Origin of the sequence: Exiguobacterium sp. s142 (assembly GCF_018618455.1) — a bacterium.
Taxonomy (GTDB): domain Bacteria; phylum Bacillota; class Bacilli; order Exiguobacteriales; family Exiguobacteriaceae; genus Exiguobacterium; species Exiguobacterium aurantiacum_A.
This window is the reverse complement of sequence record NZ_JACSMB010000003.1, coordinates 1-23,850: the sequence shown is the minus strand read 5'-3', so window position 1 is coordinate 23,850 and position 23,850 is coordinate 1. Positions and strand designations below refer to the sequence as shown.

The following is a 23,850-nucleotide window of genomic DNA, read 5'->3' as shown; positions in this document are numbered from 1 at the left end:
GAAAAAGAGTCAGCGTGTTTTTCGATCAACACGCTGACTCTTTTTCATTTAACCAACTCGAGGTCGACCGGAATGTTTTCTTCCACGGTCTCACCTTTCAAGTAGTTGACGGCTGCTTCGACACCGAGTTTTCCGATCTCTGTCGGTTTTTGCGCCACCGTTGCGGCCATCGTTCCGTCTTCAACAGCCTTGACCGCGTCATCCGTCGCATCGAAACCGATGACTTTGACATCGCTCAATCCGGCACTGCTCAACGCTTGGACCGCACCGAGTGCCATTTCGTCATTGTGCGCGAACACCGCGACGATATCTTTATTGTCTTGGAGAATGTTTTCCATGACCGTTAAGCCTTGGGCCCGGTCAAAGTTTGCCGATTGTTTGGCCACGACGTCGAGTTTTCCATCGATTGCCTCGTTGAAGCCTTGACCGCGATCGCGTGTGGCCGATGCTCCTGGAATACCTTCTAATTCAACGACTTTCCCGCCTTCCCCGACGAGTTCAACCATGTACTCACCAGCGAGCTTCCCGCCAGCTGCGTTGTCTGACGCGACGTGGGCGACGACTTCTCCCGATTCTGCGTTCCGGTCGACCGTGATGACAGGGATACCAGCATCGTTCGCGCTTTGAACAGCGGCTCCGACCGCTTCGGAATCCGTCGGGTTAATCAAAATCAAATCCATGCCTTTTTGAATCATATCTTCGACGTCGCTCACTTGTTTCGCCGCATCGTTTTGTGCGTCAGCCACAGTGAGTGTCGCATCGAGTTGCTTCGCCTCTTCTTCAGCTCCATCTTTCAAAGCAACGAAGAACGGGTTGTTCAATGTAGAGATGGAGAGTCCGATCTTAAAGTCCCCATCTTTTGGTTCTTGTTCCGAACTTGTTCCCGGTTGTTCCGTCGAACAAGCCGCCATCATGACCATTGTCAGTACGAGTAGCCAAGCTGTCCATTTTTTCATCTTCTGTTTCCCCTTTCGATGATTACGCGTTTTGTTTGCGATCAAGTAGCACCGCGAATAAGATAACGGCCCCTTTGACGACGAGTTGGAAGAACGACGAGACGCCGAGAAGATTCAAGCCGTTATTCAACGTGCCGATAATTAGAGCGCCAATCAATGTTCCGACAATCCAACCACGTCCCCCGGCTAAACTTGTTCCCCCGAGAACAACAGCCGCAATCGCATCAAGCTCGTATGAAGTACCTGCCGTCGGCTGAGCCGAATTGAGACGTGACGTTAAAATGATTCCTGCTAACGCTGCCAACATGCCTGACAACGAGTAAATCATCACTTTGACTTTATTAACGCCAATCCCCATCAGTTTAGAGGCTTCCTCATTACCGCCAATCGCATACGTATGGCGTCCGAACGTCGTTTTTTTCAAGATGAAGTAGAGTATGCCGAACGCAATCAACATCGTGACCGCCGGCACCGGAATAATCCATAAGTAGCCACGCCCTAACATTTCAAACCAAGTTGAGTCCCCTAAACCGGTGATCGGCCGGCCATCCGTGTATACGAGCGTCAGCCCTCGGTAGATGGTCATCGTCGCCAGCGTCGCAATGAACGGCGCGACTTTTCCGTATGTGATGACGGCTCCGTTAAACGCACCGAGCACGGCACCTGCAATCAATCCGAGCGCGATCGCCATGACAGCGTGTTGACCATCGACCATCATCCCGGCGACGAATGCCGAAGAGAGCGCGAGAATCGACCCGACTGATAAATCAATTCCGCCTGTCAAAATGACGAACGTCATCCCGAACGCAATCAAGGCGTTGATGGAAACTTGCCGCAAGACGTTAAAGATGTTGTTCAACGAGAGAAATCCTGGTTCGAGAGCCGTCACCACAACGATGATAGCAAGTAATCCGAACAGTGGACCGAGTTTTTGCCCCCATCCGAGCTTTTGCGGTCGCCCTAGCGCAGCCGTTGCTTTCAATTCCATATCATTGTCCTCCTGTCGCATATGTCATGACTTTTTCTTGCGTCGCCTCGTCTTTTGCTAACGTCCCTGTGACGACGCCTTCTCGCATGACGACGATTCGATCACTCATCCCGAGCACCTCGGGTAAATCCGAAGATACCATGATGATTGCGACACCTGCCTCTGCCAACTCACTCATAATCGTGTAAATTTCTTTTTTCGCCCCGACATCGACTCCTCGTGTCGGTTCGTCGAGGATGAGCACATCTGGTTCGACGCCAAGCCACTTGCCTAGAACGACTTTTTGTTGGTTCCCGCCAGAAAGCGACTTCACTTTTTGTTCCATCGAATGATGTTTGACACGCAGCTTCTTCAAATATCCGTCCGCGAAGCGCTCCTCGTCTTGTCTCGAGATGATTGTTCCCTTCGCCCGTTTATCGAGCGTTGGTAGCGACAAGTTTTCTCGTAACGAGAAGTCGAGGAGCAACCCTTCACCTTTTCGGTCTTCTGTCAAAAACGCGATACCGTGACGAATCGCATCAGCCGGCCGTCTGATCTTTATTTCTTTTCCATTCAGTTTGACGACACCGCCTCTTGTGCGGTCGGCGCCGAACAAGGCGCGCATCACCTCGGTCCGACCGGCTCCCATCAATCCTGAGAAACCGACGATTTCACCCGCCCGTACATCGAACGAGACGTTGTGGAACCGGTTACCTATCAAACTATCAACTTCGAGGACGACGTCGCCAATCGTGGCGGTCCGGTCCGGGTAACGTTCCCCGATCTCGCGTCCGACCATCTCTTTGACGATTTCTTCAAATGACGTCTCGGCGATAGGATGCGTCCCGATCGACACCCCATCACGGAGAACGGTGATGCGGTCACACAGTTCAAAAATTTCTTCCATCCGATGGGAGATATAAATGATGGACACGCCTTGGTCACGTAATGCACGCGATACCGAGAACAACGCCCGAATCTCACGGTCGGTCAAGGCGGCCGTCGGTTCGTCCATGACGATGACTTTTGCGTCTGTCATGAGCGCTTTCGCGATCTCAATCATCTGTTGTTGACCGACGGACAAGTTTTTAGCAAGCTCATCGACTTCCATGAATACGTTCAGCTCGGCCAAATATTCCCGGGCGCGACGCTTCATCTCTTGTTGCTTGATGACACCGAACGGACCGGTCAACTCCCGACCGAGGAACAAGTTTTCCATCACCGTCAATTCCGGCAAAATATTCAACTCTTGATGGATGAAGGCGATGCCGGCTCGTTCGGCTTCTTTCGGATGTTTGAACTGCCGCACGGCACCATCGATTTGGACCTCCCCTTCGTCTTGCGCGTGAAGTCCGGTCATCACTTTCATAAGCGTCGATTTGCCGGCCCCGTTCTCACCCATCAACGCGTGAATTTCACCAGGCAACAATTCAAAGTCCACACCTCTCAATACACTTACCGGACCGAAAGACTTATGGATGCGTTTCAACTGGATGTGCATCGAACCCCTCCTTAAAATAAAACGCCGGCGTGTAAAATGACGTTCGCATACGGTGTCGCTTCACCTGTACGAATGACGACTTTCGCCTGCTCGACTTCACGCTTGAACGCTTCATGCGAGCATGTCTTGACCGTTTCGAATCGTTCGGTCAACGCTTTGGCAATCGGCTCGTTCTCGGTGAACACTTCGTCCGCCACCGTAATCTGTTCGATGACCATGTCAGCCTCAACCGCATTCAACACATCAAGAAATGACGGTTCGCCTAGACGTAGTGCTAAATCGACCCGCTTTACTCCTTTAGGGATTGGCAGTCCGCAATCGGCGATGACGACTGTATCCGTATGTCCCAGGTCAGCAAAGACTTTTGCCAAATGACTATTGAGAATCCCCTGTTTTTTCATCACACTCGCTCCAATCGTCTCATCACGTCGGCTCGGTTCGGCATCCCGCCTTGAGCCCCGAATCCTTCCACGCTCATGCCCGAAGCTACGACGGCAAAACGCGCGGCTTCTTCTAAATTGTTTCCTTCCACGAGGGAAACTGCGAGAGCGCCATTGAATGTATCTCCCGCTCCGGTCGTATCGACGACATTCGCCAGGATGGCTGGGATATGTTGAATCGTCTTCCCGTCGAAGAAACGAACACCTCTTACTCCTTCTGTCACAATCAATTTGTTTGGGTAACGGCGCAATACGTCTTCAATCGGCAAGTCGCCGAATAGATCGCGGCATTCGTGCTCGTTCGGCGTCACGTAGGTCACCTTTTCAAGTAACTCACTCGTGAGCGCTTGAGACGGCGCCGGATTTAACAGGACTGGAATGTTTCGCTGATGACAGTACGTACTCACTTGTTCGACGGTTTCAATCGGAATTTCTAGTTGCAACAAGACGAGCGTCTGGTCATCAAGCAGTTGCTCCAACTCCACGTCGGTGAAGCGTACATGCTTGTTCGCGGATTGAACGACGACGATTGAGTTATCGCCGTCTGCTAATACGATATGCGCCGTCCCTGTCACTTCTTCGCCAATCGTTCGCAGATGACGCGTCCCGACCTGGTTCTGTTTAAAATTTTGACGGATTATATTCCCAAATTCATCGGATCCGACGCAACCGACCATCTCGACCTGACCACCTAGTCGAGCGGCAGCCACTGCTTGGTTGGCGCCTTTTCCCCCGGGTACCGTCTGAAATGTATTCCCGATGACCGTCTCTCCAGCCTGCGGACGTTTATTTGTCGTGACAACCAAATCCATAGATACACTCCCGATGACAACAATTCGGTTCATGCGTCATGCCCCTTTCGTTTCGTCGTCTGTCGCTCTGTCAGTGTGACAGGCAATAAAATTTCTTTTGCAGCGGTCTCTTTCTTTTCAATCAAATCAAGAAGCCGCTCGGTCGCTAGTCGCCCCATCTCATAGATCGGTTGAGCAATCGTCGTGAGTGGCGGAGACGTCATCTCACCTAACTCGATGCCATCATACCCGATGACTTGTAAGTCTTCAGGCACCCGGACGTTGCGACGCACCGCTTCCTGCAATACTGCGGCGGCGATGACGTCATTGGCGGCAAACACACCATCGAACGGCCAATACTCGTCAAATAATGTTTGTGCCGCCGTGAGCGCCTCTTTGAATGCAAAACTAGAATGTGTCATCCCGACGAGCCGGTCACCCGCCACGTCGAGAAAACCATCTGTCCGTCGTCTCACCGTTAGGAGGTGCTTAGGCCCAGCGATGTGAGCAAGCTTTGTTGCCCCACAGCTCAACAGCGTCTCCGCTGCGAGGCGTCCACCTTCATACCCGTTCGAGATGACGGCATCAATCCCCGGCTTGACGATACGATCTAACGCCACCATCGGTAGTTCTAACTTTTCATAGTTCGGGTTATCCGAATGGTTCGTCGTAATAATCAGTCCATCGACATGCATCGTCTGAAGAGCGACCAAATACGTCTGCTCTTTTGAAAGTTGCTCATCCGTGTTGCAAAGTACGACCTGATAGCCGTGCTGGTTGGCCACGTCTTCAATCGCTCGGGCCAATTGTGGAAAGAACGGATTTGTAATATCCGGCATAATCAAGCCGATCAAGCCCGATGTCTTTTTAAATAATGAACGCGCGACTCGGTTCGGGGCATAGTCAAGTTCGGCGATGGCCCGCTCGACGGCTTCCCGCGCTTCTGCACTTACGTATCCGTTATTGTTCATGACACGGGACACGGTCGCGACAGAAACGTTCGCTCGTTTGGCCACTTGTTTGATTGTCGCCATCTCGAACCTCCTTTTTGGTAACGCTTACAAAACAAGCATAATGTGTAACCGGTTACATATCAACTATTTTTTAAAATTAATCTGTATCAGCTAAGAATTATGAGAACAGGAGCGCCCTCCCATCAAGGAAGACGCTCCTGTTCTCCTGGTCATTTTACGTTTTTCAGATTCCTCCATTAAGAGATGAACGGTTGTCATAATCATCACGCGTGATGACATAGACCAAACTTCGAACGGTCCGCCCGTCCAACCGGGTCAGCTCTTGCGTCGTCGTGAACGCATACGTGAAACCGCACTTCTCGACGACACGACGCGACCGGTCATTGAAATCGAAATAACCGCACCAAATTCGTTCAAGGGCGAGGTCGACAAATCCGTGACGAAGCAGCTCACGCACCGCTTCCGGGACGTAGCCTCTCCCCCAATGATCCGGACTGAGCACGTAGCCGATTTCGCGCTGGTTGTCGTGTTGGATATCCGGATCTGGTCGCCGGTCGTGCAAACCGATGCTGCCGATCAGTTCGCCGGTCGCTTTCAACGTGATCGCCCAGACGTCTTGATCTTGCTGGAACATACGGATGACGTCCCGCGTCTCGTCGACGGACTCGTGCGGGGCCCAGCCCGCCATCGGTCCGACCCGCTTATTCTTCGCATAGCGATGCATCGCTTCGGCGTCATCGAGCTGAAACGCTCTGAGCCTTAGCCGTTCTGTGTCTAATTGAATCATGTCAGCTGCTCCTTCGCTCGTTTCCCTCGCCTCAGTTCCGGGAACAACGGAACAGAGGAGGGATGACGATGCCGTTTGATTACGACTTAGATTTTAAAACGATTGATTTTCGCGAGCAGCCCGAGCTGTATCGCGTCGGACGAGGCGAACAAGGCGTCCTGCTCGTCGAACCGTATAAGAGTGAGATTTTACCGCACTGGCGCTTTAAGACACCTGCCATCGCCAAACAGTCCGCCGATGAGATTATGGACTTGTTCGAGGCGTATCGGGCCAACGATGACTTCGTCGGCATGGACATGGCGCGGAAGTTCATCCAGATGGGCCATACCCGGGCCCGTCGTTACGCCAACTATAAAGGTGGCCGCAAGTATAAAGACGACGGGGACATCCATGACCGCCAAATCGATGAAGAGAAAGCCGAGTCGGCCCGCATCTTCAAAGAGCGCTGGGACCAGATCCGAGCGGACAAGGATTATTTGAAGCGAAAGAAAGCCCATCAAAAACAATTTGGCTAATCAACGGACCATGACGATGAAGTTCGTCTGCCCTTTGACGAACGCGGCGACTTGACGGAACCCGACCTGTTCATACAAATGGATGGCCCGCTCGTTGAATGCGGCCACGGTCAAGCGCAGCGGTTTCTCCTCGCGCTCTGCTGCGCCAAGCACCGTCTCGACGAACGAACGACCTTGTCCTTTACCGGTGCGGTCCGGGCGCATGCCCAATCCGATATCGAGATGGATGGCATCGTACGCGTATGTCGGGTTCGGAACTTGCGCGTACGGTCCGAGGCAATAAAAACCGAACAACCCTTCATCGTCGTGAATCGCATGATAAGTCATTAACTCGTCTAACCCTTCAGCCGAAGGGTCCTGATTATAAAAATCATAGGGTGCTTCATACGTCCACGCTTGGATGGCGCGGGCGTTTTCTCGTGTCATCGGTCGAATGTGCATAACCTCCCCCCTTTCTCGCATCTGTTCTTGTTCGTGCCACAGTTGGTGTTTCCCTGTCTCTGTCCAAAGAAAAAGGATGGGTTGCCCCATCCTCTCGTTATTTTCGTGTCCATGTCGCCGTGATGTCGACGTCGGCCGCATGCATCAAGTTATGGATCGGGCACCGGGCCTCGACGCCTTTTTGTAGCGCCTCGATCCGTTCATCCGACTCGGTCGTGTCGAGCACGATGTTGACGTGCACGTTCTCGAAATAAGTCCGGACCCCTTCGACGCCTTGGAAGCCGCGCGGGTCGAGCGTCCCTTCCGTCGCGAACGTCACACCGTCATAGTTGAAGTCCTGGTCTTGCGCGACATAGGCGATCATGATCGTCGTACACGATGATAGCGCCCCGAGTAAGTATTCGAGCGGATTCGGTCCGGCATCGGTCCCGCCGAGACGTTCCGGCTCATCGACGATAAACGGCTCTAGGTCGCGCACATGCACCGTCGTCTTCACACTCGTCGCTTCGCCCTCGGCCCGCATCGTCACTAATGGTTTTTCTGACATCCCATCTCCTCCTTTTGAAATCACATCTCTACTACCGTTCCCGTTATGTCGGACCGTGTAACGCGTCGTCGTAAATCGCATAGTCATTTTTACCTTGCTGCTTGATTTGATACATCGCTTGGTCCGCCTTATGAATCAACGTGTCCAAATCCATGCCTTGGTCTGGCGCGACGCTGACGCCGATGCTCGCTCGAATCGGGATCACCCCGTGACCTAGTTTGAACGGCCGTTCTGTCAACATCGTCCGCAGCCGCTCCACGAACGTGACGATGCCCGCTTCTTCCACGTCCGTCAAATAGATGTAGAACTCGTCACCGCCGACGCGCGACGCGAGCCCGGTGTCCGGCGTCGCTTCTTCGAGCAGAACGCCGAGGTGGATCAAGAAGTCATCGCCGACTTGATGGCCGTACGTGTCGTTGACTCCTTTAAACCCGTCAAGGTCAAGGATGACGAGGGCAAGGTTGTCCGCTTGAAGCAACGCTTGATCAGCTTGTTCATAAAAAGCCCGGCGATTGGCGAGTTTCGTGAGCGGGTCATGATAGGCGAAGAAACGAATCGACTGCTCCGCTTCCTTGAACGTGTGGACATCGCGAATCAAAATCATGCCGTGAATTTTTTGATTGATAAAGACGAAGTCGCCATCGATGACGACATATCGTTCTTGCCCGGTCTTCGTCTGAATCTTCGTCTCGAACTCTAAAAATTTCTTTTGAGTCATGAAGTGCTGTGTATAGTGATCGCACCACTCCTCACGCTTCTTCTCCGGCAATAGGTCGACGAATCGTTCATTGACGACACGGACCGTATGGAACAACATACGTGCGGCCGGGTTCGCGCTCTCGATTCGACCGGTATCGTCAACGAGCAGGATGGCCGATGGGTTCAAGTTGTACAACGTTCCGTAGCGCTTGGCGTAAGAGGCGAGAAAGTCGAGTCGGTTCATCGCCAAAACGAGCGCCACCGTCCAGACCAATCCGCCGTACATATACGCATAAGGCGGGATGACTCCACGAAATTGGAAGTAACCGAACACGATGTCCCAAATCAAGACAAGCACCGCCGTCAAGATGAGCAGACGCAGCACCCGTTGATGTTCATGCCGTTCTGCTCGTTTGAGCGCATACGCCAGCAACAAAATAATCAAAAAGTGAAAGACGTTCCCGATCGTCATCGTCGTCAAATAAGAGACGTTGAATTCAGGATAAATCCAGAGCCCGACTTGGTCGAAGCGTTGACTGTTGATGATGTTCTCTTGTCGAATGAACGTCAAAGAAACCGGGATCAACGGCAAGTAGATTGCATACGGGTATACCCATTTCGGCATCTTCGCACCGACACCCGTCACTTTGACGATGAAATGGACCGAAAAGATAAAGATCAAAATACCGGCATTGCCGAACCAATAGGTGACGAACGCCGGGCTCGCTTCAATCGGTGACAAGTGACGGCCGAAATCCGCCAAAAACAGCATTGCGTAACCGAATACGAACAGACTGAGCAGACGATGCTCGACTTGTCGCGGGTTACGTAACAAGACGTCGAGCGCGAGATGGCTCAACAAGAAGGCCGGCAGTAAATAGGCGGCCATATAAATAAATAACGCGGTCATGAACAGACCCCTTTCTTGAACAGATACGTCTTTACTTTCTCTATCGGCCGCATCATTTCCTTTTTCGAACAGGCTGACATATCACCGCAAAAAAAAGCGAGCGGATTCGAATCCGCTCGCTCGCATGGTTTATATCGTCTCTTCGATCGCAGTGTCACCTTTGACCAAGTCGATGGCTTTGTTTGCCGCTTCTTGTCGACCGATGACATGGGCCAAGAACGCTGCGACATCCGCCCGCGGAATCTCGCCCGTCGACACGTTGTCGACGTTCACTTTGCCTGTACCGGCATCGTCTGTGAGTGCGCCTGGACGGACGATCGTATAGTCGAGTCCACTCTGTTCGAGCAAACGGTCCGCATGATGTTTTGCCACGTAGTACGGTTTCATCGAATCGGGCCATGCCGAGCGATCTTCCGCTTTCAAGGCACTGAGCATCACGAAGTGCTTGATGTTGCCGTTCGCTTGGGCCGCCTCGACACTTTTCGCTGCACCGTCTAGGTCGATGAGTAACGTTTTGTCGGCTCCCGTGCTGCCGCCCGAACCGGCCGCGAACACGACTGCGTCCATGCCGCTCATCGCTTGCTTCAACGTCTCAACGTCACCTTCTAAGTCTCCGAGAACCGCCTGATAGCCGTTCGCTTTGAACTCGTCTAGCTGCTCTTGTTTCCGCACCATCGCGGTGACTTCGTGCTTCCCATCCTGCTTCAATCGTTCTACGAGTTGCTTTCCAATCTGTCCATTCGCTCCAATTACAAATACGTTCATCTGTCTTCCTCCTCAAATAAAATTCAGAGACAAGCGAAACGCCGTGTGGCCATGGCCACGTCCGGTGCAGAAGCAATGGCCGAGATGACAGCTACGCCGTCAGCCCCGTCACGTCGAATCGCTTCGACGTGTTCAGGCATGATTCCACCAATCCCCACGATTGGCAAATGCTGAAACCGGGCTCGCACTTGCCGAATGAGCATCGTTCCATTCACTTCGGCCGCGTCTTGTTTCGACACAGTCGGATGAATCGGTCCAATTCCGACATAATCGGCGTATCTCGAAGCCGTTGCGGCTTGCTCGATCGAGTGGACTGAGACACCGAGCCACTTCTTTGAACCGATTCGCCGACGAACGACTTCGGCTGCTGCGTCCTCTTGTCCGACATGAACTCCGTCCGCATCGAGTTTGATTGCCAGCTCGACGTCATCATTGACGATGAACGGGACACGGTACTGTCGACAAAGTGTATGCAACGCTCGTGCCATCGCTTCTTTTTTATCCCCATACAGTGGCTCTTTACCTTTTTCGCGAAATTGAAAACATGTCACACCACATTGAAGCGCCGTTTCGACCGTCTGAACGAGATCAAACGTATCCGCTGTGCCGCAGATGAAGTAGAGCTTTAACCGCTCAACGATAGGCGATGGACTCAATGGAAACCACCTCCTTCGGGTGCTTGTTATACGCCCAATGATTTGTCGGTCCATGCCCGCTGCCGATTTGTAATCCGTGGGAGATGGCACTATGGATGAACTGTTTCGCCTTCTGCGCGGCTTCCGTAACGGTATGCCCGTTCGCGAGCTCCGCTGTTAGCGCAGCCGAAAACGTGCAGCCGGTCCCGTGCGTATCTTTCGTCAGCAACCGTGGTGTCACCATTCGAAACGTATCGGTCTTCGTCATGACTAGGTCTTCGGCGAGAGGACCGTCCAAATGACCGCCTTTCAACATGACGACGTTTGCCCCGTAAGACAACAAGCGCTCAGCTGCTTTCATACGATCAGTGAACGTACAAATCGTCAAGCCGGTCAACACTTCAGCTTCAGGGATATTTGGCGTGACGACCGTCGCCATCGGTAACAGCCTCGTCCGTAGCGCGGTGACGGCGTCCCGTTCAAGCAAGGTCGCACCGCCTTTAGCGATCATGACCGGATCGACGACGACATTTTGAAATCGATGCTGCTCGATTGCGTCCGCCACGACGTCAATCAACTCACGATTGAACAGCATCCCGGTCTTGCACGCCGAGATGATAAAGTCTGATCCGACTGCATCAAGCTGGCGTGCGACGAGGTCGGCGGAGACGGCTTCGACACCGTGCACGCCACGCGTGTTTTGAGCCGTCACCGCGGTCACGACACTCGTGCCAAATACGCCTAATTCTTGAAACGTTTTCAAATCGGCTTGGATTCCGGCTCCCCCGCCAGAGTCCGAACCGGCGATGGTCAAGACTTGAGGCCTCATCGCGCGAACACCTCGATTCGGTCGCTCGGCAGGTCAGTTGACGTCATGGTAGCGAGTGCGTTGAGAAAGTGGATTGGGAAATCCCCCGGACCCGTCGCTGCTTCACTCGCCAACTCGCCGCATCGTGCATATCCGGTGAGCGCGGTCGAGGTTGCCGTCATCACGTCCGGTTCAACAGCAAGGAACGCACCGACGACCGCACTGAGTAGACAGCCGGTGCCTGTCGTCTCTGTCATGAGCGGATGACCGCCCAAAATCTCTAGCGTGACCGTACCATCGCTCACGAAATCCGTCGCACCGGTAATCACGACAACACAGCTATATCGGTTCGCTGCTCGTTCAGCGAGTTGTTGCGGATGATGTGTGCCGCTTCCGGCGTCGACCCCTTTCGTCGTCCAACCGGCATCGACAAGCGTGGCGACTTCCCCGGCGTTCCCACGGATGACCGTGACGCGGACGTCTCGCAAAATCCGTTCGACGACGTCGCGGCGGAACGGTGTCGCCCCGACACCGACCGGGTCTAGGACGACAGGGCGGCCCGACTGATTCGCGGCTTGTCCGGCGCGGATCATCGTCGCCTCGGTCATCGTGCCGAGCGTTCCGATGTTCAAGACGAGGGCGTCGCTCACCGTCGCCATGTCTGCCACTTCTTCGATCGCATCGGCCATGACCGGGGACGCACCGATGGCGAGCAATCCGTTCGCCGAGAAGTTGGCCACCACTATGTTTGTGATGTTATGGACGAGCGGTCGCTTCAACCGGACGGCTTCCCATAGATCCGGCCTCATTGTCCCACCTCAAGCGGCAGTTCCCACGATTCGAGTGTCCAGGCCATCTCCCAAAACGCGAGCTCATAGTAGCAACTTTTCAAAAACAGTTGCTGATAGCGAATCCGTTCTGACTCCATCGCTTGTCCCGCCAATTCGTCAAGTCGCTCGATCTGCTCTTCGACGAGTTCACGGAACCATTCCGAACCGTACGTCGCAATCCAAACAGAATAGATCGGATGGTCTGGCTCTGCGTCCTTCAAGCGCTCCCCGATCTCGTAATACACCCAGTAGCATGGAAGAATCGCCGCGAGCACGTCTCCGAGCGTCGGGCCGGCTTGTTGCATATGTAGCGTGTATGCATAAGCCGTCGGAGCTGGTTCGAACGTCGCCCACTCCATGTCACTCACCTCGAGCATCGTAAAAAATTCCCGATGCAACTCGTGCTCCGCCTCGATCGTGTGGAGGGCGTGCGTCAAAAATCGGCTCGCCAGCTCCATCGTCGGGGCAAGTGTAGCGCCCTTCGCCTGTACTTTCGAAAATTGATTCAAGTAGTACGAGTCTTGCATCACGTAATGCCGAAACTTCGCCTCGTCGAGCGTCCCGTCTCCGAGCGCGCGGACGAACGGATGGTGGAAACTCGCCTCAAACAAGGCGTTGGCCTCTTGGCGGATGTGTGCGGTAAATGTCATCGTATTCTCCTCCTTTGTATGAAAAAAGACGCCGCCTCCCATAACGGAAGCGGCGTCGGCCATACACAAAGAGTGTGAGAAAGGACGTTTCGCCCACTTCCCTCCGCTAGCGTGAACTAGATCAGGTTCAAAGGGTCTGGACCTTGTCCATCTCAGCCGCGTCAAGCGACTCCCCTAGTGGCAAACATTATGAAATTCGGTCATCTTCGACCACATCATATCAATCTTTTTGAAAAATGCAAACCCTTTAACGCGAGAAGCGACGGTTGAGCGCGGTCCCAAAATGCGAGAACCGTTCCGTCCCGAGCTTACGACGGTTCGAGGCCGCGAACACGTAATAATCGACCTTCCCCATAAAATAAATCAAGCGCAGTCCTGCGATAAAGAACGTGATGGTCGTGCTGATCGCAAAGCCGACCCCATACCAATCGATCCCGCGCGATAGTAACGACAACGTGAACAAGGCGTTCAATGTGAAGAACGATAGGTTGACGAACAACGCACCACGCCGGTCCTCAAAATAAAGCAAGAGCAGCGTCAGTACGAGAATCATCGCGTTCGCGAACGCGGCGAGCGTCGTCATCCGGAAAATTTGACCGACTTCTTCCGGGACACCAATCCAACCGACGAACACACCCGCCATCAGGATCGCGAACAAGGTGACAACACCTTGACTTCGCCCAAGTCGGATCAATTCATTTTTCAACACCGTCGTCATCGTCTGCTTCGCCTTCTCAATTTGGTGTAACGCCCCGCCATAATTGATCAAGCCGTAAAACGTTCGGTAGCGCTCGTAAAACCTTGTCTCGACAGCGACGACGAACAAGAGCTGGGTCGGGATGATCGTCAAGTACGACCAGAACACAGCCGTGTCATAATACGGATTGAACACGAACGAATCGGCAATCACCATGCGACCTTCACCAAACCAAATGATGAAGTTGGTCACCCAGATCCCAAGCACGTATAACACACCAATCGCGAACAAGTCCGGATACTTATCAAAGTACCGGAAGTATGAAAACTCTCGCGTCGCATACCTGAGCGGAAACGTCCGAAGCATCGCGAAGAATAGCCCGAACAGCGTCACGACCATCCCAACGGTAAAGCCAAACAGAAGCTCGAGGCTCGATGGGTTGACCATGAGACGACTGATCAAATAGACGCTCGCGACTGAAATAACCCCGCCTAGCAAGAAGCTGTAAGCGACCGCTTGATAAAATTTGGCGGCGCTCAAGAACAAGAACATGACCCAGATGACGTTGATGGTCATGAATAAGACGAACAGGACGAGCTTATAGGCGAAACTGAGCGGTGAAATCAGCCAAAACACGCTATACATGACGACGGCAGCGAGAATCGTCACTTTTAACATGCCGGTGAAGACAGGAAAGATCTCATGGGCTTTCTTTTCATAAAACAAATCGGCCACGTATCGCGTGACGACGAGCTGCTGAAAACTAAATAGAATTTGCGAGAAAATGAACGCGTAAGACACGGATAGCATAAACAGTGTCCGTTCCTCGAGTGACAACATCGGCATCTGAAACGCCAACCATTGAATCGTACCGACAACGAGGATGACAATCAGCCAAGGGCCCGATGTGACGAGACCGGAAAACGTGTACGCCTTCAGTCTTGAAGAGTAATAGTCTTCTTGAAACAGCTTTTGTAACTTAAACCCGATGCCCGCCATACTGTTCCCTCCTCGCTTCATAGATGGCTTTATAGCGGTCGACGAACTGTTGCAATCGATAATACTGACGGACACGCTCGCGGCCGTTTTTACCGAAGCGCATCCGTTCGCGCGGATAATCCATCATCCATTCGACTTTGTCAGCGATGGCTTCCGGATGGACCGGAGGAACGATGAAGCCGGCCGGACCGAACGGATCGTCAGCGCGTCCGTAAAGTAGTTCCGAACAAGCCCCGACATCGGTCGCCACCCAAGGGATGCCAGCCGCCATCCCTTCTAAAATGGCAAGCGGCTGCCCTTCCGATATGCTCGTCAACAACAACAAATCAAATTTCGGCAACCAGTCTTGTACGTTCACTTTCCCGACGAGTTCGACATAGTCGGTCAGCCCGCTCTGCTCAATCAGTAGACGACACTCTTCGGCGTACTCTTCGTCCTCATCAAGCGGACCCATGATCGTCAGTTTAAACAGCCGATGGCGCTCTTGAAGGATTTTTGCGGAATAAATCATCGTCTTCAAATCCTTGATCGGAACGAGGCGGACGATAGCCCCGATTTGGAACACATCATTCTCGGCTCGCTCAAGCGTAGCGTGGATATGACGGTCGTCAATCCCGTTGGCGATAATTTTCGTCTTCTCGCTAGGCGCGCCAATCCACTCTTGATATTCGCGATTCCGCTCAAACAGTGTGATAATCTCGTCGGCCGCGTTATACGCCTCGCGTGACAAGTGATGGAAAAAGCGAACCCATCTCGGTTTGTAAGGGGACGGAATCCAATAAGACTGAAGGATTTCTTCCTCGCGTTCACGTGAGTAGATGCCGTGTTCGGTCAAAATGAACGGGATACCTTGCGTCTCTTTCATGTAAGATGCGACGACACCGGCGTAGCCTGTCGAGATGGAGTGGACGAGATCGACTTTTGGTAACGGTTGATGCAACACACGCAAGATCGGCATATACATACTCTGCCACATCCAAAAATAATCGATGAACGAGCCACCGTTCATTTCTTCTGCGTAAGCCGATTTTACGTTTCTCCAAAAGAACTCGCTTGAGAAGAAGGCTTGGCTTGATGGGACTTGTTTCCCGAGAATGCCAAGCGCTTGCCGGTTCGGGTTTTTCAACATGAGCCATTCCGAAATTTTCCGCTCGTCTTCGGCGTCGAGCTTCATTCGACCCTTCGCCTTTTTATCCATATCGCTTAAATAAAGGTGTGTGATTCCTGACACGTTTTGCGGCAACTCATATTTCATATCTTCTGGCCGCTTGACCGATGGCTGAATCGAGATGATTTCAAACTCGACTTCCGGCATCGCTTCAATCAGCGTCTGCGTCCAACTCGAGACACCTCCGCTCACATACGGGTAACTCCCTTCTAACACGAGCCCAATCTTCATTGCGGGTCCCCCTTGATGGCGATTTCAGCGTTCGCTGATGTCAATTGGACGAGATAGAGTGGACGGTCCGCCTCCATCTGCTCGACCGTGCCGAATGCGAATTTGCCTGTGTCCAATGATTGGCCCACTTTTAGACGGACGGTGAAGTGTGACGGATTGACGAGTCCGTCCCCGGTCAAATAAATGGTCTCGTCATCAAACGTGACGTTCAAGTCTGCCTCTTGATACGTGATTAGTTTTTCCGTCGCATAGTGTTGTGTGTAGGCCTCTAAATAGGGATAGCTGACGTTAACATCATCGACGATTTTTTTCAAACTGGCGAACATCGTATCCCAGTCGCGACCGAAAGCACGGTCTGGGTCGATGACGTCATCCGGGTGGATAAAGTGTGAAAACACCCCAAAGTTAGCGATCGCATCGACCATTTGGAAGATCGAACCTCTTTCTTCCCCGTAGTCACTTGTGATGCGCGGGAAATGATAGATTCCGGTATGTGTCGTATCAAATTCGAACTCTTGGACAAAATCACCATTTTCCGGGTCGCCGGTGTAGAGTGACGCAATCGTCCGCAGTTCAGGCAACGCCTCAGCAATCGCGTCGACACCGGTGCGATTGAGTGCATTCGAAGGTGGGACGTATGATTTGAGTTGTTCTGCCGGGAAATAGTTAGCAAATACCGACTCTGCCTGCAGCAACGAACGCTTCATCTCGTCCTTGTCTTTCCACGGAATATATCCGTACGTCGGGTCGATCGGTTCATCGGCCGTGACAAGCGATTGGTGGTTATATCCGTGCAACCCGATTTCACCACCCTGCGCCAATAGTTTTCGACCGAAATAGAGCATCGGGAACTCGCCGCGTTTAATCAATTTATCATCTAGCAGTTCCATCTCTTCTTCGTACGTCCCGATCATCGCGCCCGTGTAAATGAAGTCGTCATCTTGAGCCATGTCGACCATGTCTTTCCACCAATCTTCGGCAAAGAAGTCTTTGACCGATTTATCGAGTGGTGTCGCCGAGACATCTTTCATCTTGCCGTCCATGACTGGAGCCGGAAAGTCATCGATATACATGAGCTTAATCGCCGCTTGGGCACCCACGAACGCAGGCGGTAACGTTCCGAGCGTTTGGACGAACAGTCCGCGAATCATCTTTTGATCGGTGATCGTTGTATTCCAGTACAGAACGTTCCCATCACCGACCTCATATTCCCAAAGGACGGGAAATCCTTCCGCTGACAGCAAAACGTTCGCTTCGTCTGCAATTGCGAAGTCAACGACACTATGGACGAACAGATCGTCCGGTGGATTCAAGTCGACATAACCCGGGAAAATCGTTTCTTCGAAGTTCAGACCGTAAACGTCTGGAACGAATTCACCGATTTCTTCGATACCTGTCACTTCATTCCAAGCGGGGTCTTTGAAACGGTTGGCGAACACGACATTGCCTCCTTGTTCGACGAACCGTTTCGTCTCTTGCAATGGCCATGTCGCGGTTTGTTCTCCTGTAAAGACGATGATGTTGTAGGGAGACGGCGTGATTGAACTAACTGCATCCGCATCAATTTCTTGAACGTCTAGTTTGGCGTAACGCAAGCCATACAATAAATTATCTGCCGTATTGACCGCCAAATCACCTTCGTCTCGGACAAGGTAAACTTGAAGTTGATGCTCTCCTGTTTTAGCGGAAGCATCCCCTTGCAATTGGTCGATATTCATTCGTTGTTCAGCAACGTTCGGTAACAACGTATGCAAGGAATGGATCCTCAAGTATTGGATTGCACCGACGACGACGAGAAATAACACGATGAAGAGCGAGAATGAGATTATAGTTCGTTTTTCCATGATGTCGAGTCACTCCATTCTTCAAACAACAGTCGGTGCTCATACGGCACATCGTCTAACGAAAATTGTGTTTGCATCATAAACATGACAGCCTTCACCTCGGTCCACCGCTCCCGTTCATAGTAAAAATCGATGAGCATGAGATGGGCCTCGATGCGTTCCGGGAAATGGTGAACGTACTCCTTCAATATTTCGAGCTGATCTCTAGGACGTTTTAACGTGATGTAGACTTCGTTTAAATCCTCATAAATCCATGGCGACGGCGGATACAGTGTCTTCGCTGTCAAAATCTCTTTTAACCAGGCCTCACGTCTGTCTTTCAACATGACTTCCGTGATCAGTTCACTGTGAATCATCCGTTTGTAAATTGTCGCTAGCCGGCGAATCGTTTCCGGGTTTCCTAAATCGTATTCATGCTTCGCCAATTTCAATTCCTGCTCGTACTGATCGATGAGAATATTCATCGTCGCGGCCGCATAGTGGACCGTTTCACTGTCCGTGCTATTAAGCCCCATCTGCAAGTATTTCCCTTGGTTATTGATGGACTGGTTGACGTGCGTCAAAATCGAGTGCTTGCGAATCGCCGGATCTTTTGAATTGATGGCATCGGCTAACGGCAGCAGGCTAGAGCTTGTTTTCGCATCGTGCCGAATCTGCTCATAATTGACGACCCGAAAATCAATATACTCATCGTAATCTTCAATCAGTCCGCTCCGATCGAAGCGTTCTGCGAAGCGATAAATTGCATATACTGCGACTTCCGCGACAAAAGGTAAAAATAGGCCGAAGCATAAAGCGACTACTGCCACCCCATAGTCTAGCGCTTTCATTTTCCGCTTCAACACCACTAACAAAACGAACGCCAAGATTGCGTGAATCACATAGAGCCCAATCCAAACTAAACTGTCGATGGCTTCCATGAACTCACACTCCCTTCTGGATCAAAATCCCTTCGATCCGATCATAAATTCGTTGACGGTTCTCCTCACTCGTTCCTGGGAGCAAGAGTAACAACTTGTTTTCGTCTTGGTCATAACCGACGATATCAATCTCTCGCAAATACGAATGCACGATCGCTTCAATACTTTCGAGCGAGACCGGTTCATAATCGAGCGCATACTCGAGTACGATGAACGGTTGATCGTGATGAAGTTTCTTTTGTTCTTGAAGCGCCACTATCTCGATGAACGCCTCTTTCTTGTAGAACGATGTGCCCGGGTAGCGCTTCTCGTGCTGCTCTTTACGAATCAAGTTTTGCGCGTTTGTGATTCGCGTCCCGATCCACGAGAACAGGATATTTAATACGTGGAGGTCATCTGTCGTCAATTTCCGGAGCGGCAGACGCTTAATGACGACAACTTCACGCGTCTCTCCGTCAATCACGATCGGAGCGAGCAACATCGGATCCGTGTCGTCGTCATCAAGTTGCCGTAACATCGTCTCTTGGACTTGGAAGAAACGTTTGAACATGCTTGACGCCTCATCTAAGAAAATGGTTTGTGGAAACTCTTTCTTCTCGGCTTGGCGAATGATTAGACGCATCGACTTTTGCGATCGATCGACATGATAGATGGCGACGTCGCTCGCCAAGAAATATTTTTTTAGCAGACGAATCGTCTCGCTACGAATCAATTCAGGATGTGGCAGGTCAAGCGAGACAGCTAGTTCGTACAATTGATTTAAACTGTATTCCGATTGAAGTAATTTTTGACGAAGGGTCGTTTGCGAAGTGTTGAGTAAATCGACGGTCTCTTTCAAATACGTGTTTTCATCTTTCAGTTCTTCGTTGCGAAACTGACTGATTTCATAACGCTCTCGAAATGAAGTGCTAAACAAGCCGACGATGACAGTGAGTGCGAAGTAATAGAAAAGTGTGAGAAGTGAGTTTGTATCGTAGAACAGTAAGAAGATATCGCCTCCGACAAGTCCGGTGTAGAGGACTTTGTACAGAAGCAAGACGGCGAAACTGATCAACCCAAAGGTTGTTCCGTAACGTAGCGCGAACAAGATGGCGGCTACATAAAATAGGTTCAAATCATTTTGAATCGTCCCTAAATTGAAAGCTAAATCGATTCCGATCAATAGAGTGAACACGATAAAAATTTCGGCCCACTTAATCCACGGACGGTCTTGAGCATATAGAATGATAATCCCCTCCCAACGATTAGTCACAGCTTCATAACACGAATGTCATGCTTACTTATTTGGCGCTCGCAGCAAATTCCCCTGCTAATTATCTTAATTCCCTTCCTGAAAATCCCATGTGTCATAATAAGTGGGTTCATGATAATGGATAAACCCGTTCGCTTCCGCCAAGTCTCGACTAATAGCTTCCTCTTGGTCCGAAACGGTAAGTACTGCAATCCCATACTGTTCTTGAATCACATTCATCCGGTCCAACATTTCCATCGACCAAGAGTCCGATGTGATCTCCGAATAATTGAACCCCTCCCACATGAACCCGTCCACGTATGGAGCGCTCGTTCGTTCAAGCGTTTCGATTCCCCAATTTTGTACAATCGGGACCCCAGGGTAAGTCTGCTTAATCGCTTTTAAAAATGCTTCTAATCCGTTCAATTGCTCAGTCAAGTCTTCGGGATAGTCGAGGTGTACATCGTCGATATCTCCAACCGTGTCTAAAAAGATACCGTCCAAGTGTTTATTGATGACTTGCTTTTGAATCTCGCGCATCAAAATCTTCCGAAAATGGTCCGAACTGATATCTGTCAAATAGGAATCCCATTTCGGAAAATAAATCCGCTCTCCGTCCCGGTAGAAAAAATCGTCTTGTTTCATTTGACCGATCAGTTCCCGATTCCACGTGTCCGCTTCCATCACGTTTATATAGCCGAGCACTTTCGTGCCGTTCGAACGAATCGCTTCAATCTGCTCCGGTGTATACCAAATCGGTTCGATGATCACGAGATCATACCGGGTCATATCCTCGATAATCGCCTCGGTCGGAATGTTGTAAAAAATTTTGTACGAGCTGATTTTATCAAAATTAAATGGCGTCTTCGTGGTACATCCACCTAGCAGCAGAAGTAGCACTAAACTCGTCAACCTAAAGCGTCGCACACGGACACCTCCTTGTCGCAGAATCCTTCATGGTGCAATTAGGTCCGTTTGACGTCAATTGTTCAGGGAAACAACTTAGTATGACTTAGCAAAAAAGGAGAGATGAGGATGAATACGATTTTACTGACGGTTGCCCTCTTATTCGTCGGACTGAACGTATATACCTTCTTCCGCCGACAGACGTACCGGCAGACCGGATTTGACGGCCGATTATTTAGCCACCTTTTCATCAGCTTGTTAGGTGTGTTGATTGGGTTTGCCTTGGTTTATTACGTGTTGTCGTGGGACGGGGTCATTCTCGTCACGTCACTTGAGACGATGACCGCTGTCGAGCCATCATGGCAAAACCTGCTCTATTTCAGCGGCGTCACGCTTCTATCAATCGGATTTGGTGACTTACTGCCGGTTGGGCCGGCCCGTCTGTTCGCCCTACTCGAAGCGGCAATCGGAATCTTGCTCCCGACCGCGTTTTTCGTAAAATCGATGTACAAAAAAGAAGACTGACAAGCAGTCTTCTAACGTCCGGTGATAAGTAAAAACATGTTAAATGCGACGAGTCCAAGCGGAAATAAGGCCACGACAACGATTGGCCATTTCTTCGTCCGGATGCCGACAAATAAGAGTAAACTCCCCACTAGGAGCGCGATGAACGTCGTATACGGATTCAAGCGTCATTCCCCCTTCTATAGAGTGGGTTTCCCGACTCGGCTAAAAACTAATCGTTTGAAGTCCAAAGCGTCGAAAAAGCGTCACGAATCCGCTTGGACTCGTCGTCCCGAAATGAGTTGCCACTTTTCTCCGAAACACGCCGACTGAAGACGCAGAACTGCTCGACCAACGTTTCAAACGCGGCTGCAATCGCCGCAGGATCCGCGACCGGGTATGTCCGTAAGTATGCTTGCCAAGCTTGATTTGATAAGTGGTTCACCAAAGCGTCCCCAGCTTTCCCGATATTCGAGGAAAAGCCGGTCCTATATCCGACATCCCACGCCATCATCTGTCGGAGCATGTCTCGCATGATCGTCACGTGATCGAGCGCATACAGCAGTTGATTGCGCCTTAGTCCTTTCACGACATACAATGACACCCACCAAAACTCGTTCCAACACGACGCATAGTCAAACGCGCTCGGGCGTTTGACTCGGTACGTCTCATCGCTCGGCACAGGACGTCCTGCCGTGTCATCTTTATCGAGCATGACGAGACTGAGCGAATCTTCCGCAATCGCCTCCTGCACGACGCGAACAGGACGAACGGTCAGATCGATCCGATGACCGGCTGCAAACTGGACGAGAAACGCAAACCGCTCGTATCTTGTTTGAGACGGTGACTCGTCCGGTGTCTGCATGATCAACACCTCGCCGAACCGATCGATCCAGGATCGATCCGTTATGAACGATGATACGTCCAGAACGAAAAACGTGACATCTACATCTTGAAACCGGTCTGGGGAGACGTGCGGATTGACGAGCGATCCGTTCAACACCATGATTCGGATGTCTTCCCGCTCCTCCGCCAAAGCGAGTAGCTGCTCGAGCACCTGGTTATTGTTCATTCGACGATGGCCCCGAGCGAACGGGCGACTTGGACCGCCTGCATGACGTCGAGTTTCGTCTTTTTGAGCGCAACGTCCGTGAAATCGACCCCGTCCATGTCAGCACCTATGAAGTCGGCAGCCGTACAGTCCGCATGCTGCAGAACAGCACGTGTCAACGCAGCGTTCGTCCAGCGCGACTCCGTCAAGTCCGCCCCGTACAAATCAGCCTCTACTAGACGAACATCCGACCAATTCATTTTTCGGAGCGGTGCGTGACGCAAATTGACGAACGACCAGTCGCCCCCACGAACGGTCACGCCCTCAAACGTACACGACTCGAACGAAGAACCGGTCGTCTTGCACTGATCGAACTCACGTGAACTACTCACCACTTATTTGCTTCGCAACTTGAAGTGGGAGCTTCTTGGGAAGACCATGCTTTGACCAGCCACGGTTGTGGACCAAGCTCGTCGGGCAGTCCCTGCCCTGGGGTGTTTCAGTCCGCGAGGCGCAACAGGTTGAGGCTCGCGTTGACGTCGCGGTCGTGGTGCGTGCCGCATGCGGCACAGGTCCACTCGCGGACGTCCAGGTCCTTCTTGCCGCCGTTCTCGCCGCAGGCCGAACAAACCTGGGTCGAGGCGAACCACGGGTCGGCCTTGATGAGCGTCCGTCCATAGAACCTCGCCTTATATTCCAGCTGGCGGACGAACTCGCCCCACCCGGCGTCCCCGATCGATTTTGCCAGGCGGCGGTCCTGCATCATCTCCCTCGGCTTCAGCGTCTCGACGACGACGACTTGGTTCTCGTCGACGATGCGTCGTGACAGCTTGTGGAGGGAGTCGTGCCGTCGGTTTTTGACCTGCTCATGTTTCTTCGCGAGGACGAGCCGGGCCTTCTCGCGGTTCCGGCTGCCGGGCTTCTTGCGGGAGAGCGCGCGCTGCGCCCGTCTCAGCCGCGCCTCGGCCTCGCGCAGGTTGCGCGGGTTCGGGACCTTCTCCGTCACCATCGCGTCGTTCGTCATGACGGCGAAGTGCCCGAGGCCGAGGTCGATCCCGATCTTGTGCTCGGCGGGGACCCACG

At 51.9% G+C, this 23,850-nt stretch carries 27 protein-coding genes and 1 riboswitch; of the genes, 2 read left to right on the top strand and 25 right to left on the bottom strand.

Going from position 1 to position 23,850, the window contains the following annotated elements; all coding sequences use genetic code 11:
• Positions 1 to 44: 44 nt before the first annotated feature.
• The 7 genes from rbsB to KNP77_RS03845 all read right to left on the bottom strand — a co-directional run bounded on the left by rbsB (position 45) and on the right by KNP77_RS03845 (position 6,416).
• A complete protein-coding gene (rbsB, locus tag KNP77_RS03875) occupies positions 45 to 956 on the bottom strand; it encodes a ribose ABC transporter substrate-binding protein RbsB (protein WP_131490303.1) in 912 nt (303 codons plus the stop codon).
• A gap of 22 nt (positions 957 to 978) precedes the next feature.
• Positions 979 to 1,944 carry an ABC transporter permease subunit gene (locus KNP77_RS03870; protein WP_070329454.1) on the bottom strand — a complete coding sequence of 322 codons (966 nt, stop codon included), beginning with the start codon at positions 1,942 to 1,944 and terminating at the stop codon, positions 979 to 981.
• A gap of 1 nt (position 1,945) precedes the next feature.
• Positions 1,946 to 3,424 (bottom strand): sugar ABC transporter ATP-binding protein, encoded by a 1,479-nt coding sequence (locus KNP77_RS03865; protein WP_070329455.1) that lies wholly within the window; start codon positions 3,422 to 3,424, stop codon positions 1,946 to 1,948.
• Positions 3,425 to 3,435: 11 nt separating this feature from the next.
• The gene (gene rbsD, locus KNP77_RS03860) at positions 3,436 to 3,825 is read right to left on the bottom strand and encodes a D-ribose pyranase (RefSeq protein ID WP_214888704.1); all 390 of its coding nucleotides are present in this window, start codon (positions 3,823 to 3,825) and stop codon (positions 3,436 to 3,438) included.
• The gene (gene rbsK / locus KNP77_RS03855; protein WP_070329457.1) at positions 3,825 to 4,709 is read right to left on the bottom strand and encodes a ribokinase; all 885 of its coding nucleotides are present in this window, start codon (positions 4,707 to 4,709) and stop codon (positions 3,825 to 3,827) included. Before rbsK ends, rbsD begins: the two co-directional genes overlap by 1 nt.
• A complete protein-coding gene (locus KNP77_RS03850; RefSeq protein ID WP_131464789.1) occupies positions 4,706 to 5,689 on the bottom strand; it encodes a LacI family DNA-binding transcriptional regulator in 984 nt (327 codons plus the stop codon). Before KNP77_RS03850 ends, rbsK begins: the two co-directional genes overlap by 4 nt.
• Positions 5,690 to 5,852: 163 nt before the next feature.
• The gene (locus KNP77_RS03845) at positions 5,853 to 6,416 is read right to left on the bottom strand and encodes a GNAT family N-acetyltransferase (RefSeq protein WP_214888702.1); all 564 of its coding nucleotides are present in this window, start codon (positions 6,414 to 6,416) and stop codon (positions 5,853 to 5,855) included.
• 68 nt (positions 6,417 to 6,484) lie between these two features.
• On the opposite strand from KNP77_RS03845, the gene KNP77_RS03840 reads away from it, so the two are divergent.
• On the top strand, positions 6,485 to 6,931 hold the full coding sequence (locus tag KNP77_RS03840) for a DUF4385 domain-containing protein (RefSeq protein WP_214888699.1): 447 nt from the start codon (positions 6,485 to 6,487) through the stop codon (positions 6,929 to 6,931).
• On the opposite strand, the gene KNP77_RS03835 is transcribed toward KNP77_RS03840, so the two are convergent.
• The 14 genes from KNP77_RS03835 to KNP77_RS03770 all read right to left on the bottom strand — a co-directional run bounded on the left by KNP77_RS03835 (position 6,932) and on the right by KNP77_RS03770 (position 21,233).
• Positions 6,932 to 7,372: a GNAT family N-acetyltransferase gene (locus KNP77_RS03835; protein WP_236633485.1), complete on the bottom strand. Its 441-nt coding sequence runs from the start codon at positions 7,370 to 7,372 to the stop codon at positions 6,932 to 6,934.
• 97 nt (positions 7,373 to 7,469) lie between these two features.
• On the bottom strand, positions 7,470 to 7,919 hold the full coding sequence (locus tag KNP77_RS03830) for an OsmC family protein (RefSeq protein WP_016509231.1): 450 nt from the start codon (positions 7,917 to 7,919) through the stop codon (positions 7,470 to 7,472).
• 43 nt (positions 7,920 to 7,962) lie between these two features.
• Positions 7,963 to 9,528 (bottom strand): GGDEF domain-containing protein, encoded by a 1,566-nt coding sequence (locus tag KNP77_RS03825; protein ID WP_214888696.1) that lies wholly within the window; start codon positions 9,526 to 9,528, stop codon positions 7,963 to 7,965.
• 129 nt (positions 9,529 to 9,657) lie between these two features.
• Positions 9,658 to 10,293: an SDR family oxidoreductase gene (locus KNP77_RS03820; RefSeq protein ID WP_070329462.1), complete on the bottom strand. Its 636-nt coding sequence runs from the start codon at positions 10,291 to 10,293 to the stop codon at positions 9,658 to 9,660.
• A 23-nt stretch (positions 10,294 to 10,316) separates the two neighbouring features.
• Positions 10,317 to 10,988 carry a thiamine phosphate synthase gene (gene thiE, locus KNP77_RS03815; protein ID WP_370259179.1) on the bottom strand — a complete coding sequence of 224 codons (672 nt, stop codon included), beginning with the start codon at positions 10,986 to 10,988 and terminating at the stop codon, positions 10,317 to 10,319.
• Positions 10,927 to 11,757: a bifunctional hydroxymethylpyrimidine kinase/phosphomethylpyrimidine kinase gene (thiD, locus tag KNP77_RS03810; protein WP_070329464.1), complete on the bottom strand. Its 831-nt coding sequence runs from the start codon at positions 11,755 to 11,757 to the stop codon at positions 10,927 to 10,929. Before thiD ends, thiE begins: the two co-directional genes overlap by 62 nt.
• On the bottom strand, positions 11,754 to 12,545 hold the full coding sequence (gene thiM / locus KNP77_RS03805; protein ID WP_214888693.1) for a hydroxyethylthiazole kinase: 792 nt from the start codon (positions 12,543 to 12,545) through the stop codon (positions 11,754 to 11,756). The genes thiD and thiM overlap by 4 nt, the downstream gene beginning before the upstream one ends.
• Positions 12,542 to 13,216, bottom strand: coding sequence for a thiaminase II (gene tenA, locus KNP77_RS03800; RefSeq protein ID WP_214888690.1), 675 nt, complete (start codon positions 13,214 to 13,216; stop codon positions 12,542 to 12,544). Before tenA ends, thiM begins: the two co-directional genes overlap by 4 nt.
• 81 nt (positions 13,217 to 13,297) lie before the next feature.
• Positions 13,298 to 13,402: riboswitch (TPP riboswitch) on the bottom strand.
• Between the two features lie 61 nt (positions 13,403 to 13,463).
• Entirely contained in the window at positions 13,464 to 14,912 is a 1,449-nt protein-coding gene (gene pelG, locus KNP77_RS03795) for an exopolysaccharide Pel transporter PelG (RefSeq protein ID WP_070329467.1), read from the bottom strand.
• On the bottom strand, positions 14,893 to 16,311 hold the full coding sequence (pelF, locus tag KNP77_RS03790) for a GT4 family glycosyltransferase PelF (protein WP_070329468.1): 1,419 nt from the start codon (positions 16,309 to 16,311) through the stop codon (positions 14,893 to 14,895). Before pelF ends, pelG begins: the two co-directional genes overlap by 20 nt.
• Complete coding sequence (locus KNP77_RS03785) at positions 16,308 to 18,155, bottom strand: DUF2194 domain-containing protein (protein ID WP_214888675.1); 1,848 nt, start codon at positions 18,153 to 18,155, stop codon at positions 16,308 to 16,310. The genes pelF and KNP77_RS03785 overlap by 4 nt, the downstream gene beginning before the upstream one ends.
• Positions 18,137 to 19,075, bottom strand: coding sequence for a tetratricopeptide repeat protein (locus KNP77_RS03780; RefSeq protein ID WP_131504972.1), 939 nt, complete (start codon positions 19,073 to 19,075; stop codon positions 18,137 to 18,139). The genes KNP77_RS03785 and KNP77_RS03780 overlap by 19 nt, the downstream gene beginning before the upstream one ends.
• 4 nt (positions 19,076 to 19,079) lie before the next feature.
• Positions 19,080 to 20,327, bottom strand: coding sequence for a GAF domain-containing protein (locus KNP77_RS16120; RefSeq protein ID WP_214888673.1), 1,248 nt, complete (start codon positions 20,325 to 20,327; stop codon positions 19,080 to 19,082).
• A 66-nt stretch (positions 20,328 to 20,393) separates the two neighbouring features.
• Entirely contained in the window at positions 20,394 to 21,233 is an 840-nt protein-coding gene (locus tag KNP77_RS03770) for a glycoside hydrolase family 191 protein (RefSeq protein ID WP_236633714.1), read from the bottom strand.
• Positions 21,234 to 21,341: 108 nt separating this feature from the next.
• On the opposite strand from KNP77_RS03770, the gene KNP77_RS03765 reads away from it, so the two are divergent.
• Positions 21,342 to 21,737: an ion channel gene (locus KNP77_RS03765; RefSeq protein WP_070329472.1), complete on the top strand. Its 396-nt coding sequence runs from the start codon at positions 21,342 to 21,344 to the stop codon at positions 21,735 to 21,737.
• Between the two features lie 11 nt (positions 21,738 to 21,748).
• Here the strand turns inward: KNP77_RS03765 and KNP77_RS03760 are convergent, their stop codons facing one another.
• The 4 genes from KNP77_RS03760 to KNP77_RS03745 form a co-directional block, all read right to left on the bottom strand.
• Positions 21,749 to 21,901 carry a hypothetical protein gene (locus tag KNP77_RS03760; RefSeq protein ID WP_167615759.1) on the bottom strand — a complete coding sequence of 51 codons (153 nt, stop codon included), beginning with the start codon at positions 21,899 to 21,901 and terminating at the stop codon, positions 21,749 to 21,751.
• Positions 21,902 to 21,948: 47 nt separating this feature from the next.
• The gene (locus tag KNP77_RS03755) at positions 21,949 to 22,788 is read right to left on the bottom strand and encodes an aminoglycoside 6-adenylyltransferase (protein ID WP_214888670.1); all 840 of its coding nucleotides are present in this window, start codon (positions 22,786 to 22,788) and stop codon (positions 21,949 to 21,951) included.
• Positions 22,785 to 23,159, bottom strand: coding sequence for a pentapeptide repeat-containing protein (locus KNP77_RS03750; RefSeq protein WP_353048806.1), 375 nt, complete (start codon positions 23,157 to 23,159; stop codon positions 22,785 to 22,787). Before KNP77_RS03750 ends, KNP77_RS03755 begins: the two co-directional genes overlap by 4 nt.
• Before the next feature lie 107 nt (positions 23,160 to 23,266).
• On the bottom strand, positions 23,267 to 23,850 hold a 584-nt coding region (locus tag KNP77_RS03745; RefSeq protein ID WP_214888667.1), incomplete at its 5' end, for an RNA-guided endonuclease TnpB family protein.

Excerpts from the sequence above, each read along its gene's own strand:
- rbsB (WP_131490303.1), bottom strand. The coding sequence starts at position 956 with ATGAAAAAATGGACAGCTTGGCTACTCGTACTGACAATGGTCATGATG.
- KNP77_RS03870 (WP_070329454.1), bottom strand. The coding sequence starts at position 1,944 with ATGGAATTGAAAGCAACGGCTGCGCTAGGGCGACCGCAAAAGCTCGGA.
- KNP77_RS03865 (WP_070329455.1), bottom strand. The coding sequence starts at position 3,424 with ATGCACATCCAGTTGAAACGCATCCATAAGTCTTTCGGTCCGGTAAGT.
- rbsD (WP_214888704.1), bottom strand. The coding sequence starts at position 3,825 with ATGAAAAAACAGGGGATTCTCAATAGTCATTTGGCAAAAGTCTTTGCT.
- rbsK (WP_070329457.1), bottom strand. The coding sequence starts at position 4,709 with ATGAACCGAATTGTTGTCATCGGGAGTGTATCTATGGATTTGGTTGTC.
- KNP77_RS03850 (WP_131464789.1), bottom strand. The coding sequence starts at position 5,689 with ATGGCGACAATCAAACAAGTGGCCAAACGAGCGAACGTTTCTGTCGCG.
- KNP77_RS03845 (WP_214888702.1), bottom strand. The coding sequence starts at position 6,416 with ATGATTCAATTAGACACAGAACGGCTAAGGCTCAGAGCGTTTCAGCTC.
- KNP77_RS03840 (WP_214888699.1), top strand. The coding sequence starts at position 6,485 with ATGCCGTTTGATTACGACTTAGATTTTAAAACGATTGATTTTCGCGAG.
- KNP77_RS03835 (WP_236633485.1), bottom strand. The coding sequence starts at position 7,372 with ATGCACATTCGACCGATGACACGAGAAAACGCCCGCGCCATCCAAGCG.
- KNP77_RS03830 (WP_016509231.1), bottom strand. The coding sequence starts at position 7,919 with ATGTCAGAAAAACCATTAGTGACGATGCGGGCCGAGGGCGAAGCGACG.
- KNP77_RS03825 (WP_214888696.1), bottom strand. The coding sequence starts at position 9,528 with ATGACCGCGTTATTTATTTATATGGCCGCCTATTTACTGCCGGCCTTC.
- KNP77_RS03820 (WP_070329462.1), bottom strand. The coding sequence starts at position 10,293 with ATGAACGTATTTGTAATTGGAGCGAATGGACAGATTGGAAAGCAACTC.
- thiD (WP_070329464.1), bottom strand. The coding sequence starts at position 11,757 with ATGAGGCCTCAAGTCTTGACCATCGCCGGTTCGGACTCTGGCGGGGGA.
- thiM (WP_214888693.1), bottom strand. The coding sequence starts at position 12,545 with ATGAGGCCGGATCTATGGGAAGCCGTCCGGTTGAAGCGACCGCTCGTC.
- tenA (WP_214888690.1), bottom strand. The coding sequence starts at position 13,216 with ATGACATTTACCGCACACATCCGCCAAGAGGCCAACGCCTTGTTTGAG.
- pelG (WP_070329467.1), bottom strand. The coding sequence starts at position 14,912 with ATGGCGGGCATCGGGTTTAAGTTACAAAAGCTGTTTCAAGAAGACTAT.
- pelF (WP_070329468.1), bottom strand. The coding sequence starts at position 16,311 with ATGAAGATTGGGCTCGTGTTAGAAGGGAGTTACCCGTATGTGAGCGGA.
- KNP77_RS03785 (WP_214888675.1), bottom strand. The coding sequence starts at position 18,155 with ATGGAAAAACGAACTATAATCTCATTCTCGCTCTTCATCGTGTTATTT.
- KNP77_RS03780 (WP_131504972.1), bottom strand. The coding sequence starts at position 19,075 with ATGGAAGCCATCGACAGTTTAGTTTGGATTGGGCTCTATGTGATTCAC.
- KNP77_RS03765 (WP_070329472.1), top strand. The coding sequence starts at position 21,342 with ATGAATACGATTTTACTGACGGTTGCCCTCTTATTCGTCGGACTGAAC.
- KNP77_RS03755 (WP_214888670.1), bottom strand. The coding sequence starts at position 22,788 with ATGAACAATAACCAGGTGCTCGAGCAGCTACTCGCTTTGGCGGAGGAG.